Source organism: Azospirillum largimobile (assembly GCF_977007025.2).
The window spans coordinates 156,239-174,815 of record NZ_CDRMUA020000005.1 but is presented as its reverse complement, the minus strand read 5'-3'; the positions used below and the strand labels follow the sequence as shown (position 1 = coordinate 174,815).

General features: G+C 67.8%; 20 protein-coding genes. 4 read left to right on the top strand and 16 right to left on the bottom strand.

Features of this window, described 5'->3' with window-relative positions; all coding sequences use genetic code 11:
• Positions 1-55: 55 nt before the first annotated feature.
• The 9 genes from qhpR to ACWPKK_RS25470 form a co-directional block, all read right to left on the bottom strand.
• Positions 56-1,057 (bottom strand): AraC-like transcriptional regulator QhpR, encoded by a 1,002-nt coding sequence (gene qhpR / locus ACWPKK_RS25510; protein ID WP_452009997.1) that lies wholly within the window; start codon positions 1,055-1,057, stop codon positions 56-58.
• A 238-nt stretch (positions 1,058-1,295) separates the two neighbouring features.
• Complete coding sequence (locus ACWPKK_RS25505; protein ID WP_452009995.1) at positions 1,296-2,063, bottom strand: ABC transporter ATP-binding protein; 768 nt, start codon at positions 2,061-2,063, stop codon at positions 1,296-1,298.
• A complete protein-coding gene (locus ACWPKK_RS25500; RefSeq protein WP_452009993.1) occupies positions 2,051-2,803 on the bottom strand; it encodes an ABC transporter permease in 753 nt (250 codons plus the stop codon). The genes ACWPKK_RS25505 and ACWPKK_RS25500 overlap by 13 nt, the downstream gene beginning before the upstream one ends.
• A gap of 30 nt (positions 2,804-2,833) precedes the next feature.
• Positions 2,834-3,874: an ABC transporter substrate-binding protein gene (locus ACWPKK_RS25495; protein ID WP_452009991.1), complete on the bottom strand. Its 1,041-nt coding sequence runs from the start codon at positions 3,872-3,874 to the stop codon at positions 2,834-2,836.
• A gap of 183 nt (positions 3,875-4,057) precedes the next feature.
• Positions 4,058-4,186: a hypothetical protein gene (locus ACWPKK_RS25490; RefSeq protein WP_452009988.1), complete on the bottom strand. Its 129-nt coding sequence runs from the start codon at positions 4,184-4,186 to the stop codon at positions 4,058-4,060.
• A gap of 143 nt (positions 4,187-4,329) precedes the next feature.
• Positions 4,330-4,617, bottom strand: a complete 288-nt coding sequence (locus ACWPKK_RS25485; protein ID WP_452009986.1) for a DUF1330 domain-containing protein — start codon at positions 4,615-4,617, stop codon at positions 4,330-4,332.
• Between the two features lie 112 nt (positions 4,618-4,729).
• On the bottom strand, positions 4,730-6,124 hold the full coding sequence (locus ACWPKK_RS25480; protein WP_452009984.1) for an NAD(P)(+) transhydrogenase (Re/Si-specific) subunit beta: 1,395 nt from the start codon (positions 6,122-6,124) through the stop codon (positions 4,730-4,732).
• Positions 6,125-6,128: 4 nt separating this feature from the next.
• Entirely contained in the window at positions 6,129-6,548 is a 420-nt protein-coding gene (locus tag ACWPKK_RS25475) for a proton-translocating transhydrogenase family protein (RefSeq protein ID WP_310115160.1), read from the bottom strand.
• Between the two features lie 26 nt (positions 6,549-6,574).
• Positions 6,575-7,723: a Re/Si-specific NAD(P)(+) transhydrogenase subunit alpha gene (locus ACWPKK_RS25470; protein ID WP_452009982.1), complete on the bottom strand. Its 1,149-nt coding sequence runs from the start codon at positions 7,721-7,723 to the stop codon at positions 6,575-6,577.
• 386 nt (positions 7,724-8,109) lie between these two features.
• Here ACWPKK_RS25470 and ACWPKK_RS25465 point away from each other — a divergent pair, with 386 nt between their 5' ends.
• Positions 8,110-8,358 (top strand): DUF2312 domain-containing protein, encoded by a 249-nt coding sequence (locus ACWPKK_RS25465; protein ID WP_012973951.1) that lies wholly within the window; start codon positions 8,110-8,112, stop codon positions 8,356-8,358.
• 232 nt (positions 8,359-8,590) lie between these two features.
• Here ACWPKK_RS25465 and ACWPKK_RS25460 read toward each other — a convergent pair whose 3' ends face one another.
• Entirely contained in the window at positions 8,591-10,138 is a 1,548-nt protein-coding gene (locus tag ACWPKK_RS25460; RefSeq protein ID WP_452009979.1) for an ABC transporter ATP-binding protein, read from the bottom strand.
• Positions 10,139-10,164: 26 nt separating this feature from the next.
• Positions 10,165-11,151 (bottom strand): BMP family lipoprotein, encoded by a 987-nt coding sequence (locus ACWPKK_RS25455; protein WP_452009976.1) that lies wholly within the window; start codon positions 11,149-11,151, stop codon positions 10,165-10,167.
• Positions 11,152-11,419: 268 nt separating this feature from the next.
• Between ACWPKK_RS25455 and ACWPKK_RS25450 the strand changes: the two genes are divergently transcribed.
• Entirely contained in the window at positions 11,420-12,058 is a 639-nt protein-coding gene (locus tag ACWPKK_RS25450; protein ID WP_310115156.1) for a LysE family translocator, read from the top strand.
• Positions 12,059-12,076: 18 nt separating this feature from the next.
• Here the strand turns inward: ACWPKK_RS25450 and ACWPKK_RS25445 are convergent, their stop codons facing one another.
• The 4 genes from ACWPKK_RS25445 to ACWPKK_RS25430 all read right to left on the bottom strand — a co-directional run bounded on the left by ACWPKK_RS25445 (position 12,077) and on the right by ACWPKK_RS25430 (position 15,640).
• Complete coding sequence (locus ACWPKK_RS25445; protein WP_324865081.1) at positions 12,077-12,739, bottom strand: DedA family protein; 663 nt, start codon at positions 12,737-12,739, stop codon at positions 12,077-12,079.
• Between the two features lie 79 nt (positions 12,740-12,818).
• Positions 12,819-13,448 carry an HdeD family acid-resistance protein gene (locus ACWPKK_RS25440; protein WP_452009972.1) on the bottom strand — a complete coding sequence of 210 codons (630 nt, stop codon included), beginning with the start codon at positions 13,446-13,448 and terminating at the stop codon, positions 12,819-12,821.
• A gap of 88 nt (positions 13,449-13,536) precedes the next feature.
• The gene (locus ACWPKK_RS25435) at positions 13,537-14,226 is read right to left on the bottom strand and encodes a LolA family protein (protein WP_452009970.1); all 690 of its coding nucleotides are present in this window, start codon (positions 14,224-14,226) and stop codon (positions 13,537-13,539) included.
• A 130-nt stretch (positions 14,227-14,356) separates the two neighbouring features.
• Positions 14,357-15,640 (bottom strand): UbiH/UbiF/VisC/COQ6 family ubiquinone biosynthesis hydroxylase, encoded by a 1,284-nt coding sequence (locus ACWPKK_RS25430; protein WP_452009968.1) that lies wholly within the window; start codon positions 15,638-15,640, stop codon positions 14,357-14,359.
• 398 nt (positions 15,641-16,038) lie between these two features.
• On the opposite strand from ACWPKK_RS25430, the gene glnK reads away from it, so the two are divergent.
• Positions 16,039-16,377, top strand: a complete 339-nt coding sequence (glnK, locus tag ACWPKK_RS25425; protein ID WP_014189833.1) for a P-II family nitrogen regulator — start codon at positions 16,039-16,041, stop codon at positions 16,375-16,377.
• A gap of 90 nt (positions 16,378-16,467) precedes the next feature.
• Here the strand turns inward: glnK and ACWPKK_RS25420 are convergent, their stop codons facing one another.
• Positions 16,468-17,031, bottom strand: a complete 564-nt coding sequence (locus ACWPKK_RS25420; protein WP_452009965.1) for a DUF2239 family protein — start codon at positions 17,029-17,031, stop codon at positions 16,468-16,470.
• A gap of 257 nt (positions 17,032-17,288) precedes the next feature.
• On the opposite strand from ACWPKK_RS25420, the gene ACWPKK_RS25415 reads away from it, so the two are divergent.
• Positions 17,289-18,545 (top strand): aminotransferase class I/II-fold pyridoxal phosphate-dependent enzyme, encoded by a 1,257-nt coding sequence (locus tag ACWPKK_RS25415; protein WP_452009963.1) that lies wholly within the window; start codon positions 17,289-17,291, stop codon positions 18,543-18,545.
• Positions 18,546-18,577: the final 32 nt, after the last annotated feature.

Sequence of the window (18,577 nt, the reverse complement as noted above, 5' to 3'; positions counted from 1 at the left end):
GCCGGATCGCGTCCGCCATCGGCACGGGCCAGGATGCCGACGCCGGCGGGTACGGTCAGCCCTGCCCTTCGCGCATCCTCGCCGGCGACACGCCGAACCAGCGGCGGAAGGCCCGGCTGAAGGCGCTGACCTCCGAATAGCCCAGCAGCGCGCCGATGTCGGCGATGGGCACATGGCGCTGGCGGATGTACACGGCGGCCAGATCGCGCCGCACCCCCTCCACCAGATCGGAGAAGCTCAGCCCCTCGTCGGCCAGCCGGCGCTGCAGGGTCCAGCGGGCGATGCCGAGCCGGTCGGCGATGTCCTCGACATAGGGCGGTCCTTCCGGCAGCCGCGCCCGCACCTCCGCCTTCACGCGGTCGAGCAGCGGCGGCGTGCCGGTGCCGCGGGCGATGTCGATCAGCGTGCCGCAGAGCCCGGTCAGCCGGGCCATGTCGCCGCCGGGCATGCGGCGGTCGAGATGGCGGTCGCGCAGCAATATTGCGTTGGTACGCTGCCCGAAATGGGCGGGCGCGTCGAACAGCGCCTGATGCTGGCGCCAGCCCTCCGGCTTGGGATGCTCGAAATGCACCTCCTCCGGCATCCACTGCGGCCCCAGGCAGGCGCGCACCACATTGGCGAACATGCCCATGGTCAGCTCGGCATCCTGGCGCCGCTCGACGATGCAGCCGTCGAGGATGCGGTATTCCAGCCGCAGCAACTCGCCCTCGCGGACGAAGCGGGTTTCGGTCGCCTGCTGGTGGAAGGGGAACAGCCGGGCGAGATGGTCCAGCGCCGCGCCCAGCGTCGGGGCGGCCAGCGCGATGGAGCCGATCAGTCCCAGCATCTCCGGCTGGAACTGGCGGCCGAACATCAGGCCGAAATTGTCGTTGCCGGTCTCCGCCGCCGCCACCTCCATCATCGCCACATAGGCGCGGAGGTCGAGCGCCACCGTCGGCTGGCCGAGCGCCCGCTCCTCCACGCCGGCGCGGTGGAACACCCGGTCGGGACAGCCGCCCTGCGCGGCGATGAAGCTGGACACCCCGCAAGCCGCGGCGGCCAGGATGTTGTGTTGCACAGTTCCTGGGCGCTCCCCGCCAAGCTGGTCGGCGGTGTGCCCAATTGTCGGTCGGTGCGGCCCCATGACACAGCCTCTCGCAGCCGGTTTGCCGCAACGCAGCAAACATCATGCCGAAGTTCAGGCTGCCAGAGACTGTTCGTGTAGGAAATTGTACGATGGAGCTATGATGGGAAATTCAGGAAGCCGGGAATGCCCCTGCAAGGCACGAGCAGGAGCACTCTCCGGCCTTTTCCGATCAGATGCTGTAATTGTCGGCGATTTCCGACCGCAGCTGCTCCACCTGATCGCGAAACACCGAGCCGTCGCGGCCGGCGCTGTTGCGCACGTCGCGCACCACCCGCGCCGGGGTGCCGCCCAGCACGATGATGCGGTCGGCCAGATGCACCGCCTCTTCCAGGTCGTGGGTGACGAACAGCACGGTCTTGCCGGTCTCCTGGTGGATGCGGCGCAGCTCGTCCTGAAGGTTGTGGCGGGTGATGGCGTCCAGCGCGCCGAAGGGCTCGTCCATCAGCAGGATGTCCGGGTCCACCGCCATGGCGCGGGCGATGCCGATGCGCTGGCGCTGGCCGCCCGACAGCTCGTAGGGCCAGCGGCGGGCATAGCCGTCGAGCCGGACCAGCTTCAGCGCGGCCTCCGCCCGTTGGCGGCGCTCGTCGCGGCTGACCGGCAGGCCCTCCAGCCCGAACTCCACGTTGCGGATCACCCGGCGCCAGGGCAGCAGGCGGGAATCCTGGAACACCAGCCCGACCGGGCGATGGCCGGGACGCTTGTCCTGATGAATGGTGACGCCGCCGCTGCGGGCGGTGTGCAGCCCGGCGACGACGCGCAGCAGCGTCGACTTGCCGACGCCCGACGGACCGACGATGGCGACGAAGCTGCCGCGCTCGACCGACAGGTTGACGTCGACCAGAACCGGCGGCGCGTCCTTGCCGTAGCCGATCGACACGTCTTCCAGGTCGATCACCGACGCGGCGGCGGTCTTCGAGAGGGTCACCGCTGCCATGAGAGCACCCGCGACTGAACTTGCATGAACAGGAAATCCGACACGCCGTAGAGCAGCGCGATGGTGACCATGTAGAGCACGACGATGTGGGTCGCCAGCAGGCCCGACGCTTCCATCATCCGCATGCCGAGGCCCGAGATGCCGAACAGTTCGGCCGCGACCACGGTCATCCAGCCCTGGCCCAGCCCGGCGCGCAGGCCGGACAGGATGCCCGGCAGGGCGCCGGGCAGGACGATCTTGAACAGGCGCGGGATCAGCCCGCCCTGGCCGAAGGCATAGCCCAGCTCGATCAGATCCTTGTCCACCCCGCGCACCGCGGCGTAGCTGGCATAGTAGTTGATCCAGAACACCGTCAGCGCGATCAGGAAGGACGCCGCCGCCTCGCTGACGCCGAACCAGATGATGGCGAAGGGGATCCAGGCGATGGCCGGGATCGGGCGCAGCATGCGCACGACCCAGGCCTGGAGGGCGTCCCACTTGCCCCACAGCGCTGCCGCCGTGCCGAAGGACACGCCGAGGAAGGTGCCCAGCGACAGCCCGACCAGATAATGCGACAGGCTGGCCATCACCATCGCCTGCCAGATGCCGCTCTTGAACTCGGTCAGGAAGGCGGCGGGCACGGCGCTCGGCGACGGCAGCAGCCGGGCCGGCACCACGCCGCTGCGCGCCACCGCTTCCCACGCCAGCAGGAAGACGACGACGCCCAGCGCCGACAGGGCGATCTTGTTGGTGGTCTTCATCGGCTTTCCGATATCCCCGGGCGCGCCGGCTTACTTGGCGACGGCGTCGTAGAAGCTGAAGTCGAAGGCCTCGGCCACCGGGATGGTCTCGCTGGCCGACCCGATCTCCTTGGTGAAGGCCATCATCTTCTCCACCGCCGGCACGACCGAATGCGGATCGGCGACGAACTTGGACCCCGGCCCCTTGAAAGCGGCCTCCAGCGTCGCCGGTTCCATCAGGCCCTTGCCGAGATAGTTGTTCACCAGCTTCGCCGACGCGGCCGGGTCCTTGGCGATCATGTCGACGGCGCGGATGTGGGCCTTGACCAGCGCCTTGATGGCTTCGGGGCTCTTCTTCAGCACTTCCGCGCGGGCGGAGACGACGGTGCCGGGCTGGTCGGGGAACATCTGGGCGCCGGTGGCGACCAGGACGACGTTCGGGTCCATCTGCTGGGTGACGGTCACCGTCGGCTCGCGGATGGTGGCGGCGTCGAGCGCGCCGGCCAGCAGGGCCTGCTGCGTCTTCTCGATGCCCATCGGCACCAGTTCCACATCGGCCGGATCGACCTTCACCACCTTGAACAGCCAGTGCTTCAGCACGGTGTCGGGAACCGAGCCCGGCGGCTGGGTGCCGATCTTCGGCTTGCGGCCGGTATCGGCGGCGAATTTCTTGAAGGACTCGGCGGTCGGGGTGGCGCCGATCGCCTTGGCGAAGGGACCGCGGGCGGCCACCACCATCTCCTCCACCGCCGAGTTGGCGATGACGGAGATGTCGGCGCCCTTGGTGCGGGCGACCAGAACCGGGGCGACGCCGGCATAGAGCAGGTCGATCTGACCGGCGGCCATCGCCTGGATGGCGTGCGGGCCGGATTCGAAACGGGTCAGCTTCAGCTCGATTCCCCCCTCCTTGGCCCAGCCCTGCCCGTCGACGATGAACAGAGGCGACGCGGCCAGGATCGGGATGTAGCCGATCTCCAGCTTCACCGGGTCGGCGGCGCGCGCGGTGCCGGGCATGACGGCGACGGCCGATGCGGCAGCCGACGCGAGGGCGACCAGGGCGGCAAGGGTGGAGCGGCGGGTCAGGCGGAGCATCGGATCATCCTCGACTGGGGTTCCGACGCTATTTAGCACGGTTGCGCGTTTGGGGAAGAGAGATTTTCACACAATTGCGCACGGGAATTCGCAATAACACACACATACAGTGTTATTCATGGGTTCGGAATAGCCGGGAAACCGCGGGAATTGCGGGTTCGGCGCGGGACCGGCGGTCCGGACTCAGATCTCCGTCAGCAGGTAGATCGAGACGCCGCAGAGCGAGACACCCACCATTAGGATCGCCACCGCGATGCGGGTCCACAGCGCGATGTGCGAATCGAGCGGTTCGGCAAAGTCGTCTTCGTCCATATCCGGACTTCCGTCACAGTGGGGGAGACGGCGGGGCGGACCCCACCGGCTCTCGGTGACGGCAAGCGATAGCGGGACCGTGTTGCCGCCGTGTGTCCCGCGGGCGGCGTTGTGTAACCGATGGTAACGGCGCGCCCGGCGCGTTACAGCCCCTCCACCACGATCATCTTGAAGTCGGCGGCATCGCGCCGGGCCTCTCGCGCCTTGCGGTATTCCGGGCTGTCGTAGAAGGCCTTGGCGCTGCCCAAGTCCGGGAATTCCAGGATGACGATGCGGTTGGGCTGCCAATCGCCTTCCAGAACCGCCGTCTCGCCGCCGCGGCTGAGGAAACGCCCGCCGTTTTTGGCGATCGCATCGGGGGTCAGCGACTTGTAGACCTCATAGGCGACCGGGTCGGTCACACGCACGTCGGCGATGATGTAGGCGGCCATGGCTTCCGCATCCTCTCTTGTCTTTTTTCGGCCCAAAGAAAAGGGCGCGGAAAGCTTCGCCCCCGCGCCCTTCATGGTCAACTGGTTCCGGTCAACCGCAGATGGATGCCGATCAGGCTTCCATCGCCTTCACCACCTCTTCGGTGACCTTCTTGGCGTCACCGAACAGCATCATGGTGTTGGGGCGGAAGAACAGCTCGTTTTCGACGCCGGCATAGCCGGCGGCCATGCCGCGCTTGATGAAGAACACCGTCTTGGCCTTCTCCACATCCAGGATCGGCATGCCGTAGATCGGCGATGTCGGATCAGTCTTGGCCGCGGGGTTGGTCACGTCGTTGGCGCCGATGACGAAGGCCACGTCGGCGGTGCCGAAGTCGCGGTTGATGTCCTCCAGCTCGAACACCTCGTCATAGGGCACGTTGGCCTCGGCCAGCAACACGTTCATGTGACCGGGCATGCGGCCCGCCACCGGGTGGATGGCGTACTTCACGTCCACGCCTTCATGCTTCAGCACGTCGGCCATTTCACGCAGGGCATGCTGCGCCTGCGCCACCGCCATGCCGTAGCCGGGGACGATGATGACCGACTGGGCGTTCTTCATGATGTAGGCGGCGTCCTCGGCCGAACCGGCCTTGACCGAGCCCTGCGGACCCTTGGCGGGACCGCCGGCAGCGGCACTCTCGCCGCCGAAGCCGCCGAGGATGACGTTGAAGATCGAGCGGTTCATGCCCTTGCACATGATATAGGACAGGATCGCGCCCGAGGAGCCCACCAGCGCACCGGTGATGATCAGCAGGTTGTTCTGCAGGGTGAAGCCGATGCCGCAGGCCGCCCAGCCGGAATAGCTGTTCAGCATCGAGATGACCACCGGCATGTCGGCGCCGCCGATCGGCAGGATCAGCAGGAAGCCGAGAGCCAGCGCCACCAGCACGATCAGCCACATCGCGGCGGTCGAGTTCGACTGCACCAGCCAGATGATGAGGATGACGGTCAGCACGCCCAGCGCCGCGTTCAGCGGGTGCTGCATCGGGAAGACCAGCGGCTTGCCGGTGACGAGACCCTGCAGCTTGGCGAAGGCGACCAGCGAACCGGTGAAGGTGATGGCGCCGATGGCGGTGCCGAGCGCCATTTCGACCAGCGAGCCCTTGGCGATGGCGCCGGCCACGCCGATGCCGTAGGCCTCCGGCGAGTAGAAGGCGGCGAGCGCCACGAAGACGGCGGCGAGGCCGACCAGCGAGTGGAAGGCGGCGACCAGCTGCGGCAGCGCCGTCATCTCGATTTTCTTGGCCACCACATAGCCGATGGCGCCGCCGATGGCGATGCCGAGCACGATCATCCAGTAGGACTGGACGATGGGCGAGGCCAGCGTGGTCAGGATGGCGATGGTCATGCCGACCATGCCGTAGATGTTGCCCTGGCGCGAGGTCTCCGGGCTGGAGAGCCCGCGCAACGCCATGACGAAGCAGATGGAGGCGACGAGATAGAGAAGGGCCGACAAGGTTTCCATGGTCTTACTTGCCCTTCTTCTTGAACATGGAGAGCATGCGCTGGGTCACGAGGAAGCCGCCGAAGATGTTGACGGACGCCAGGATGACGGCGAGGAAGCCCAGGACTTTCGAGAAGCCGAAACCGGCCGGTCCGGCGGCGATCAGCGCGCCGACGATGATGACCGAGGACACGGCGTTGGTGACGGCCATCAGCGGCGAGTGCAGGGCCGGGGTGACGCGCCAGACGACGTAGTAGCCGACGAAGCAGGCCAGCACGAGCACCGTCAGGCCGGTGACGAAGAAGTCGCCATGGCCGCCGGCGGCCTCCACGGCGGGCTGCGCCGAGTGTGCGACCTGGGCAGCCAGCTGGTCGGCCTGCTGGCTCAGCGCCGCGAGGTTTGCCTTGAGCTCGGCAATACGGGCGGACAGTTGGGTCTGGTCCATTGCGGTAAGTCTCCTCAGGCGCCCGGTCAGCCGGCGAAGGCGGGGTGGACGACGGCGCCGTCGCGGGTCAGCGCGATGGCCTTGACGATCTCGTCGTCCCAGTTGACGGCCACGCCCGTCTCCTTGCCGTGCAGCGAGGTCAGCAGCGCCAGCAGGTTCTTGGCGTAGAGCAGCGAGGCAGACTCGGCGATGCGGCTGGCGTAGTTGGCATGGCCGACGATCTTCACGCCGTTGGCCGTGGTCACCACCTCGCCCAGCTTGGCGCCCTCGACGTTGCCGCCCTGCTCCACCGCCAGATCGATGATGACCGAGCCCGGCTTCATCGACGCCACATGCTCCGCCGTCACCAGGATCGGCGCCTTGCGGCCGGGGATCAGCGCGGTGGTGATGACGAGGTCCTGCTTCTTGATGTGCTCGGCGACGAGTGCGGCCTGCTGGCGCTTGTAGTCGTCGGACATCTCCTTGGCGTAGCCGCCGGCGGTCTCCGCTTGGCGGAACTCCTCGTTCTCGACGGCGACGAAGCTGCCGCCCAGAGACTGGACCTGCTCCTTCACCGCCGGGCGCACGTCGGTCGCCGAGACGATGGCGCCGAGGCGCTTGGCGGTGGCGATGGCCTGCAGGCCGGCGACGCCAACGCCCATGATGAAGGCGCGCGCTGGCGGAACGGTGCCGGCGGCGGTCATCATCATCGGGAAGGCGCGGCCGTATTCCGAGGCGGCATCGACGACGGCCTTGTAGCCGGCGAGGTTGGCCTGGGAGGATAGCACGTCCATGACCTGGGCGCGGGTGATGCGCGGCATGAACTCCATGGCGAAGGCGTTCACGCCGGCATCGGCGTAGGCCTTCACATGGTCGCGGCTGTTGTAGGGGTTGAGGATGGCGAACAGCAGCGTGCCCCGGCGCATCAGCGCCAGCTCGTCCACGTCCCCTTCGGCGGCGATCAGCGGCCGCTGGACCTTCAGCACGATGTCGGCATCGGCCAGCGCGGACGCGGCATCGGCGGCGATGGCGGCCCCCGCCGCCTCATAGGCCGCGTCGGGAAGGCTGGAACCGAGACCGGCCCCGCTCTCCACCACCACGTCCAGTCCCAAACCCTTCAATTTCTTCACCGTTTCCGGTGAGGCGGCCACGCGAAGTTCGCCCGCACGTCGCTCCTTTGGAATGGCGACTTTCATTTGATAAGACTCCCCTGCCTCAGATACGCCGATCCCGGCATCCCCCATGGGTCATCGGCCCAGACGACGGGCATACATGCCGCATCCGTGTGACTTTGTGAAGCCGAACCCCTCGATGGTAATACCAGCCTATACAGTGCATCGCAACAAAGGGAATGGCTGCGTGAGCCTATCGTACGATTGTTTCAGATAATAAGACAAACCAGCCACGGGCTGTTCAAATCCGCGCGGCGGCACCGGGTATACGAAGGAACCAGCGCGACGTGATGACGCAGGCGCAGTCCCGCCCCGTCCGGCCGGGGCACATCGTCGGCTTGCCAATCCCCCCGCCCGCCGATATTGTCCCGCCCCTGTTCCAGAACACCCCCATCGTTTGAGGTTTTGCCATGTCCGACGTCGGCGGCATCGCGGCTGATCGCCTGAAGTCCTTCGTCGAGCGCATCGAGCGTCTCGAAGAGGAAAAGCGCGGCCTGCAGGAAGACATCAAGGAAGTCTACGCCGAGGCGAAGGGCACCGGTTTCGACACCAAGATCATCCGTCAGATCATCCGCCTGCGGAAGATGGACAAGGCCGACCGCCAGGAGCAGGAAGCCATCCTGGAGCTGTACAAGGAAGCGCTGGGGATGGTGGAGTAACCACCTGGGAGATGACGCTGGGCTATCGCATTTGGAGTTCTTTGGAGGGGAAAGCCCCTCTCCCCTTGTGGGAGAGGGGTTGGGGTGAGGGGTAGCAAATCCAATGTTCCCAACGGCCTACGGCCTCCGCACCCCTCATCCCAACCCTTCTCCCACAAGGGGAGAAGGGCATCCGACACGCAAAGTCGTTGCTCGAATCCCCATATGCGATCGCCCTGGGAGGTGACGGCCGTCAGTTGCAGCCGGCCATCATCAGCCCCAGCGTCTTTTCGTCCGCCTCGTCCGGCAGAACCTCGCCGACGATGTGGCCGTCGAACATCACGACGATGCGGTCGGCCAGGGCGCGGATCTCATCCAGTTCCACCGAGACCAGCAGGATGGCCTTGCCCTGGTCGCGCAGGGCCACCAGCCGGCGGTGGATGAACTCGATGGCGCCGATATCGACGCCGCGGGTCGGCTGCCCGACCAGAAGCAGGTCGGGATTCCGTTCGATCTCGCGCGCCAGCACGATCTTCTGCTGGTTGCCGCCGGAGAAATTGGCCGCCGCCAGCGTGCCGTCGCGCGGCCTGGTGTCGTAATCCTCCATCTGGCGGGCGCAGTTGGCGGCGATGGAGTCGCGGTCCAGCAGCACCCGCCCGTTCCAGGCCGGATCGTCCTGGAACCCCAGGATCGAACACTCCTCCGCCGAAAACCCGGTGACGAGTCCGACCTTCTGCCGGTCCTCCGGCACATGGCCGACACCGAGCCCGCGCAGCGCGCGGGCGTTGAAGCGGTTCGCATGGCCGGCCAGTTCCTCCCCCCGCAGCCGGATCGAGCCGCCGGCGATGGGCCGCATGCCGGCCAGCGCCTCCAGCAGTTCGGACTGGCCGTTGCCGGACACCCCGGCAATGCCGACGATCTCGCCCGCCCGCACCGACAGGCCGACGCCCTTCACCCGCTCCACGCCCGACGGATCGCGCACCCGCAACCCCTCGACCCGCAGCACCTCCGCCCCCGGCTTGGCCGGCGCCTTGTCGACGCGCAGCAGAACCTTGCGGCCGACCATCAGCTCGGCCAACTGCTCCCGGCTGGTGTCGCGGGTGGCGACGTTGGCGACCACCTGCCCGCGCCGCATCACCGTGACGTTGTCGGTCAGCTCCATGATCTCGCGGAGCTTGTGGGTGATGATGATCACCGTCTTGCCCTGCTGGCGCAACGCCCGCAGGATGCGGAACAGATGGTCGGCCTCCTGCGGGGTCAGCACGCCGGTGGGCTCGTCCAGGATCAGGATGTCGGCGCCGCGGTAGAGCGCCTTCAGGATCTCCACCCGCTGCTGGGCACCGACCGGCAGGTCGCCGACCGGGCTGTCGAGATCGACCTCCAGCCCATAGTCGCGGGCCAGCCGCGTCAGCTCTGCCCTGGCGCGGGCGAGGCCGCCCGACAGGGTCACCCCGCCTTCCGCCCCCAACAGGACATTCTCCAGCACGCTGAAGGGGTCGACCAGCATGAAGTGCTGGTGGACCATGCCGATGCCGGCAGCCAGCGCGTCGCGCGGCGTCCGGATGGCGGCAGGATTGCCGTTCACCCGGATCTCCCCGCCATCGGCGCGCAGATAGCCGTAGACGATGCTCATGATCGTCGACTTCCCGGCGCCGTTCTCGCCGATCACCCCATGGATGGTTCCGGCCGGCACGGACAGCGACACGTCGCGGTTGGCATGGTTGGTGCCGAACCACTTGTTGATCGCCACCGTTTCCAGAGCGATGCCGGAGCGGGCGGGCGGCGGGCTTTCCTGCATCATCGGCTGGACCGGTCCCAGAGATCGTATCAGGGCTTGTAGGGCTTGACCGCCAGCGAGCCCGCGATGATCTGCTTCTCGGCCTCCTCCAGCTTGGCTTCCATCTCCGGCGTGATCAGCTTGCGGTTATGCTCGTCCAACGCATAGCCGACGCCGTCCTCCTTCAGGCCGACGACGCGGTGTCCGGCCTTCCAGCTGCCGTCCTTCGCCGACTTCATGCAGTCATGGACGACGACGTCGACCCGCTTGACCATGGAGGTCAGCACCTTGCCGGGATGGACGTGGTTCTGGTTGCTGTCGACGCCGATGGCGAGCTTGCCGGCATCCGACGCCGCCTGCATCACGCCGAGGCCGGTGGCGCCCGCCGCGGCGAAGACCACGTCGGCGCCGCGCGCGAACTGGCTCTTGGCCAGCTCGGCACCGCGGCCGGGATCGTTCCAGGCAGCCGGCGTGGTGCCGGTCATGTTGACGAACACCTCGTCGCTGGCCGCGACATGCTTCACGCCCTGCTCGTAGCCGGTCAGGAAGTTGCGGATCAGCGGGATGTCCATGCCGCCGATGAAGCCGACCTTGCCGGTCTTCGACGCCAGCGCCGCCGCCATGCCGACCAGGAAGGATCCCTCCTCCTCCTTGAAGGTCACGGACTGGACGTTGGGTGCCTCCAGCTTGTCGTCGATCAGGCAGAACTTGGTGTTGGGCGACTCCTTCGCCACCTTCTCCACCGCCGCGGTCTGCGAGAAGCCGACGGCGACGATCACCGAGGCGCCGCGGCGGACCAGCGTGCGCATGGCCTGTTCGCGCTGCCCCTCGTTCGTGATCTCGAACTCGCGATAGGCGGTGCCGGTCTCCCTTTTGAAGCGCTCGGCGCCGTTGTAGGCGGCCTCGTTGAAGGACTTGTCGAACTTGCCGCCCTGGTCGAACACCACGGCCGGCGTGAAGTCCTGCGCCAGCGCCTGGGGGCCGACCGCCGTGATCGCCGTCATCGCCAGCATGGCGGCAAGGATACGCGTCTTCATGTCCCACCCACTCCGGAAAGCCGAAACTTGACCCAAAGGATAACCCCGCCATCATTCCGCACAACAGGGAAAGCGGACGACAGGGTGCAGCAAATCGCGGCGCCCCCGGTTGACGACGGGAACGGGGGCGTTTATCACCCCCGCCGATAGTCGTTGCGTCGAACCGGTGGCGCATTGCCGCAGCCGGCCGGCCATGGGAACGGCCACAGGAATTGGCGACAGGAATTGGCGAAGAATTCGGGGGCGACGCTCGGTGGATGAAGTCTGGGTGCTTTTGCAGGGAATCGTTCTCGGATTCGCCATCGCCGCACCCGTGGGGCCGATCGGTCTTCTGTGCATCCGCCGCACCCTGCAGCACGGCCCCCTGATGGGCTTCTTCACCGGATTCGGCGCCGCGGTGGCCGACACCATCTATGGCGCCATCGCCGCCTTCGGCGTGTCGGCGGCACTCAGCTTCCTGCGCGGGCACGAGACGGCCTTCCAGCTGATCGGCGGCATCTTCCTGCTGGTGGTGGCGATCCGCACCTTCCGCCAGCAGCCCGACGCGGAAGAGCGGGAGGCGGCCTCCGCCCCCGACACCAAATCCTGGTTCACCGGCTTCATGACCGGGCTGTCGCTGACCCTGACCAACCCGGCGACCATCATGGCCTTCATCGCCATCTTCGCCGGGTTCGGGTTGGGCGGCACGCTGGACCGGCTGGAGGCCTCGACCCTGGTGCTGGGCGTCTTCATCGGATCGTCGCTTTGGTGGATGACGCTGTCGATGGGCGTCGCCGCCGTCCGCCACCGCATCTCCGACCGCGGGCTGACCATGCTGAACCACTGCACCGGCGTGGCGCTCGGCGTTTTCGGCCTGTGGGCGCTGGGCATGGCCGCGACCGGCATCGTCGGCATGGCCTGGGCCTGATATTTGGGGGCCTGACCGTCAGCAGCCTGCGGTCGGCGTGGCGGAAGGGGCGTCCGGCGCCGCGGTTCCCTTGCGCAGCAGATGCAGGTGCTTGGTCAGCCGCCACAGATAGAGCCCGACCAGCACCACCAGCAGCCCGACGGTGAAATAGCCGATCAGCCGATGCGCGAAGGGCCAGGTGGACAGCATGTAGCCGGTCCAGGCCAGCAGCGCCGTCCAAAGGATCGAGCCGATCCCCGAGGCCAGCGAATAGTTCAGGATCGACATCCTGCATGCCCCGGCCGGGATCGAGATCAGGGTCCGCACCCCCGGCACCGGCTGCGAGAACAGCACGGCGATACCGCCGTGCTTGGCAAACCAGTCGGTGCTCTGCCGCACCTTCTTCGGGTTGATGGTCAGCCAGGGACCGTATTTCTTCAGGAAGGCCTCAAGCCGGTCGCGGCCCATCAGCCGGCTGGGCAGGAACCACACCAACTGCCCGGCCAGCGAGCCGAGCCCGCCGGCGATGGCGACCCCGACCAGCGTGAACTCTCCGGTCGCCGCCCCGATCCCGGCCAGCGGGATCACCGACTCGGCCGGCAGCGGCGGGAAGATCCGCGCGAGCGCCACCAGCAGGAAGATCCCGATATAGTGGAGGTGGTGCATGGTGTGCACCAGCCAGTCCGTCAATCCGCCATCCATTCCGTTCCGTCCTCCCCCACCGGTCGATATGACCCGCACCAGGAAAACGGCCGGCTGGGTCAGACGGTTCCCGCCCCCCTTACGCCGCCGTCGCCATCCCACCGCCGGAGCCGCTGTTTTCCTGATGGCAGCGCCGCAGCCGGAAGGCGGTCACCAGCGCCAGCATCCCGAACGCGATCAAATAGGCCGCCACACCCCAGGCGAGCGCCAGCAGACCCAGCGCCGGCAGCACCCACATGCTGAGGCCGAACAGGATCGACAGCACGCCGGCCACGCCCCAGGCCCATTTGCCGTGGGTGCGGTCCATGCGCCAGGCGCTCATCACCTCGGCGAAGCCGGTGATGACCGACCAGGCGGCGATCAGGAAGACCAGGGCGAACAGGCTGGCGGCCGGCCACAGCGCGGCGACGATGCCGGCGACCAGGCTGACGACGCCCTCCAGGATGAAGGGCAGCGAGCGTTCATGGTGGCGGGAGGCGCGGATGCCGGCCAGGATGGCGAAGACGCCGTCCAGCAGCAGATAGGCGGCGAAGGTCAGCGCCAGGGTCGCCACCGTCACGCCGGGCATCATCAACGCCAATATCCCAAGCAGGACGGCCGCCGCCCCGCGCAGCGCCAGCGCCCACCAGTTGCGCGCCAGCAGCATGTTCATGCTGTGCAGGCGGCTTGCGGGCTCAAGCGTCGCCCGCCGTGCCGGATCGTAGGACATGAAACGCCTCCTGCTGCCCGTCTTGCGAAATGACAACAGGAGGCGAAGGGTTTTGTTGCCGCGCTCGGCGGGGACGATATCGGCCCGCTCAGTTGCCGCGGCCGAAGTCCGATCCGCGCGCCGGCTCCTTGAAATAGAACATCTCGCGGTCGAAGGTGACATCGGTGCGCGGGTTCAGCAGGGCGACCTCGGTGGTCATGCCCTGGGCGTCCAGCACGCGCCACTTGCGCAGCTGGAAGGGGCGGTCCTCGAACACCAGGGTCAGGGTGCCCTTGCCGGGGTCCTTGGTCTCCAGCAGGCTGACCTCGATCACGCCGGGGGCCTGGAACACCTCGGTGACGGTCACGTCGCCCGACAGGCGGATGTTCTTGCGCAGGATGAAGTCGGCCAGCGTCGATCCGATCGGGGCGCTCGACTGCTGGCGCATCTCGCCGTCCCAATAGAAGACGAAGCTGCCGTCGGCGACGATGAAATCCTTCAGCGGCCGGTCGTACTCCAGCCGCATCCGTCCGGGCCGCCACAGATAGAAGGTGCCGGTCGCCTGCCGCCCGTTGGGCGCCACCTGCAGGAACTTCGACTGCAGGGTGGTGATGTCGTTCAGATACTCCTCCACCTTGGCGACGATGGCCTGGTCCTGCGCCGACAGCGACACGGGCGAGGCCGGCGCGGCGACGGCGGCGGACGGAGCGAGCACGGCCGGCAGCGGAGCCAGAAGGGCGGCGGACAGGAGAGCGCCAGGAAACAGAGAGCGGAAGAGGCGGCGAAGCACGATCTTCATCCTTGGTCGTAGTGGCCCGTATTGCTTGGCCGGGCAGTGTGGCGGACATAAGGCGTCCGCCCCTGGCTGCCAAGGATTACCGGTGCCGGCAGAGTGGCTGCTTCAAAGTGGCTGCTTCAAAGTGGCTGCTTCAAAGCGGCTGGCCCCGGATCATCCGGGGCAGGTCGCCGACCACGCCCATGGCGTGCTTCATGAAGAAGCGCTTGACCGGCGGCAGGCGGTTGATCGCCGCCATGCCCAGGTTGCGCGCCAGCTTCAACGGCGGGATGCTGTTGGAGAACAGGTGGACCAGCCCGTCGCACACCGCCGCCAGAAGCACGGTGTCGAAGCGGCGCCAGCGCTGGAAGCGGGCCAGCACCTCCGGCCCGCCGACGTCGAGGCCGAGGCGATAGGCGTCGACCACCACCTCAGCCAATGCCGCGACGTCGCGCATGCCCAGGTTCAGCCCCTGCCCGGCGATGGGGTGGATGGCGTGCGCCGCCTCCCCCACCAGGGCCAGCCGGTCGGCGACGAAGCGGTCGGCCAGCAGCACCGACAGCGGCCAGGCCTCGCGCTTGGTCAGCAGCGTGATCTCGCCCAGGTAACCGCCGGACCGCCGTTGCAGTTCGTCGATGAACTGGTCGTCGGGCAGAGCGAGGTAGGTGTCGACCAGCGAGGTCTTCTCGCTCCACACGATGGAACAGCGGTTGTCCGTCATCGGCAGGACGGCGAAGGGGCCGTTGGGCAGGAAATGCTCGACCGCGACGCCCTTGTTCGGCTCGGTGTGGCGGATGGTGCAGATGATGGCGCTCTGGTCGTAGGACCAGCGCCGCACCCTGATCCCGGCGCTCTCGCGCGCCAGCGACCGACGCCCGTCGGCGCCGACCAGCAGCCGGCCGCGCACCGTCCGCCCGTCGGCCAGCGTGACGGAAACACCGGACCGCGTGCGCTCCACCGCCGTCGCCTTGGCCGGCGCCAGATGGACCAGCCCCGGCAGCTCGGCCGCGCGGGTGAACAAGGCGCGGCGGATGTCCTTGTTGTCCAGGATCCAGCCGAAGGGCTGGTGCTTGCCCTCCATCGCCAGTTCGGTGTGGTCGTAATGGATGAACAGGGGCGAGAACTGGTCGGCGATGCGGATGTCCAGCATCGGACCGGCCTGATCGGCCATGTGGCGCCAGACCCCCGCCGCCTCCAGCACCATCTTCGAGGCATAGGAGATGGCGGTGGTGCGGATGTCGAAATCCCCGCCGCCCTTGCGTTCCGGGCTGTCCTGGTCGATGCAGACCACCGGCACGCCGGCGCTGGCCAGCGCCGCCGCCATGGTCAGCCCGGCCAGACCGCCGCCCAGCACCACGACCTCGGTGGTGATGTCGCCGCCGACACCTCCCTGGGGGGGGACGGTCGCGTTGCCCGATTCGGTGCCCGGTACGGCCATGATGCTCGCTGCCCTCTCGCCTTCTTGTGCCTGCGCTGCGGCCGGCCGGCCGGGCTTGAACCTTGCCGGCGCCACGCGCGGTGAAACAATTGTCGCACGGGGGCGTCCTGTCCAGTCTCCTGTCCCCGGCCGGCGGTCGCCATGCACCGGACAGATTGACGCTGAGCAATTTTTGAGCAGATGCCGCCCTTTTGAGCGCCCAATCAACAGGCATATTCCCATTGTTGCGGCGCATTTCAACCGGCACGATTCTTGTAATCGTTGCTTTTTGCGGTCGACGCGAACAGGCTTGGGCCATATCAGCGGAAGGACGGGACGGCTGTCGGGCCGGACTGGAACCGCAACTGGCGGCCACAGCCTTTATCCGCGGCCGGAACAACGCTTTAAGGGGAAGCCACATGAAACTGGTTATGGCCATCATCAAGCCGTTCAAGCTCGACGAAGTGCGCGAGGCGCTGACGTCGCTCGGGATCCAGGGCCTGACCGTCAGCGAGGTCAAGGGCTTCGGCCGCCAGAAGGGCCAGACGGAAATCTACCGCGGCGCCGAATATTCCGTGAGCTTCCTGCCCAAGGTGAAGGTCGAGGTCGCGGTGTCCGACGACCAGTACGAGCAGGTGGTCGAGGCGATCCAGAAGGCCGCCAACACCGGCCGCATCGGCGACGGCAAGATCTTCGTGCTGGAGATCGCCCAGGCCGTGCGCATCCGCACCGGCGAGACCAACTCCGAGGCGCTGTAAGGCTCCGGCCCCAAGCTGCCGGCCCCAAAGCTGCTGGCAATGACGGGCGCGCGTCTGCGCGCCTGTCCGCTTTCTCAGCCGGCAAAATTCTCAGCCGGAAAACGCATCCGCCGCCAGCCTCCGGACATAGTCCAGCTGGTCCGCCGGCCAGTCCGCCGTCAACGCGTCGAACCGCGTGCGGTCCGCGGCATAGAGCGCCCGAACCGCCTCCTCATAGCCCGGCCGGTCGCCGGCCAGTTCCAGCATGACGCGATAGGCGGCCTCCTGCGCACGGCGCACGCGGTCCTTCGCCTCGTTCCCCTTGCACGCCTCGTCCACCAGCTTGCGCAGCGCCACCGACGCCCCGCCCGGCTGGGCGTTCAGCCATTCCCAATGACGCGGCAGCAGCGTCACCTCCCGCGCGACTACCCCCAGCTTCGGCCGGCCCGGCCCCCTCGGCGGGGGAGCAAGACGCCACGCGACCTCCTCATCGCTTCCCCGCAGATCGAGGTCGACCGCCTTTCCGGTGGCATCGTCGAACACCAGCACCGGCGGTCCGTCCGGTTCCGCGTCCAATACCGCCCGCAACGCCCGTGCGACGCTCAGCGCATCTCCGGCGGAAAGGCGTCGCTCGCCCCGGAAGGCGGTGCAGAGGGTCTCGGCGGTGACGGACATGGATGGACTCCGGTTGTGAGAACGGTGTTTTACCCGGATGGAATATGGGAGTCACTATTATCCGGGTATAATGCTGGCACAGGAAAGGGAATGACTCCCCTGTGACCGTTCGGCCACCTGCCGCGCTCAGCCGCAATCAAGGGCTTTGGGCGCTTGTGCCCCCCGTGCCCCGCCGATAGGATCGGTCGCTCGTAAGGCGTGGCCGTCGCCCCTGGCCGGGGTGCGGCACCCGGGGTGGGAAGAGGGTTCCGGTCGTCATGGTCTCTGCCGATTTCAGCGTGAACAGCGGTGCCGTCTTCACCGAGGCGATCGGCAACGATCGGCTCGACCTGCTGACCGACTATCCCTTCACCCGGCTGGCCAACCTGCTGGCGCCGATCACCCCGCGCGCCAATGTCGCCCCCATCCTGCTGACGGTGGGCGAGCCGCAGCACACCCCGCCCGCCATCATCGAAGAGACGCTGCGCGCCAACGCCGCCGGCTGGAACAAGTATCCGCCGGTCGGCGGCACGCCGGAATTCCGCGCCGCCGCCGGCGACTGGCTGAACCGCCGCTACGATCTGCCGGCCGGGCTGCTGCATGCCGACAGCTCGATCCTGCCGCTGTCCGGCACGCGCGAGGCGCTGTTCATGCTGGCCCTGCTGGCGGTGCCGACTCGCAAGGCCGGGCGCCAGCCGGCGGTCCTGATGCCGAACCCGTTCTACGCTCCTTACGAAGGGGCGGCGGTGATGGCGGGGGCGGAGCCGGTGTTCCTGTCGGCCACGCGCGAGACCGGCTTCCTGCCCGACCTCGACGCGCTGACTCCGGAGTTGCTGGAACGCACCGCCCTCTTCTATCTCTGCACCCCCGCCAACCCGCAGGGCGCCGCGGCCTCGCCGGCCTATCTGGCCAAGGCCATCGGGCTGGCGCGGCAATACGGTTTCGTGCTGGCGGTCGACGAGTGCTATGCCGAGATCTGGCTGGACGCGCCGCCGGTCGGCGCCCTCCAGGTCGCAACCGCCCTGCCGCACGAGGACGGGAAGCCCTGGGCCAACCTGCTGGTCTTCCATTCCCTCTCCAAGCGGTCGAGCGCCGCCGGCCTGCGCTCCGGCTTCGTCGCCGGCGACCCGGCGCTGATCGGGCGCTTCTCCCGCCTGCGCAGCTACGGCTGTGCCGGCATGCCGCTGCCGATCCTGGCCGCCAGCACCGCGCTGTGGCGCGACGAGGCGCATGTCGAGGAGAATCGCGCCGCCTACCGCGCCAAGTTCGCGGCGGCGGAGGCGGAGCTTGGCGGGCGCTACGGCTATCACCGGCCGGCCGGCGGCTTCTTCCTGTGGCTGGAGGTCGGCGACGGCGAGGAGGCGGCCAAGCGGCTGTGGGCGGAGGGCGCCGTCCGCGTGCTGCCCGGCGCCTATCTGTCGCGCAGCAACCCCGGCGAGCCGAACCCCGGCGAGGCCTTCATCCGCGTGGCCCTGGTGCAGGACACCGACACCGTCGCCCAGGCCTGCGCCGCCATCGTCCGCATTCTCGGCTGACCGGTTCCGGCCAGTCCCTGCTCCGACCAGCC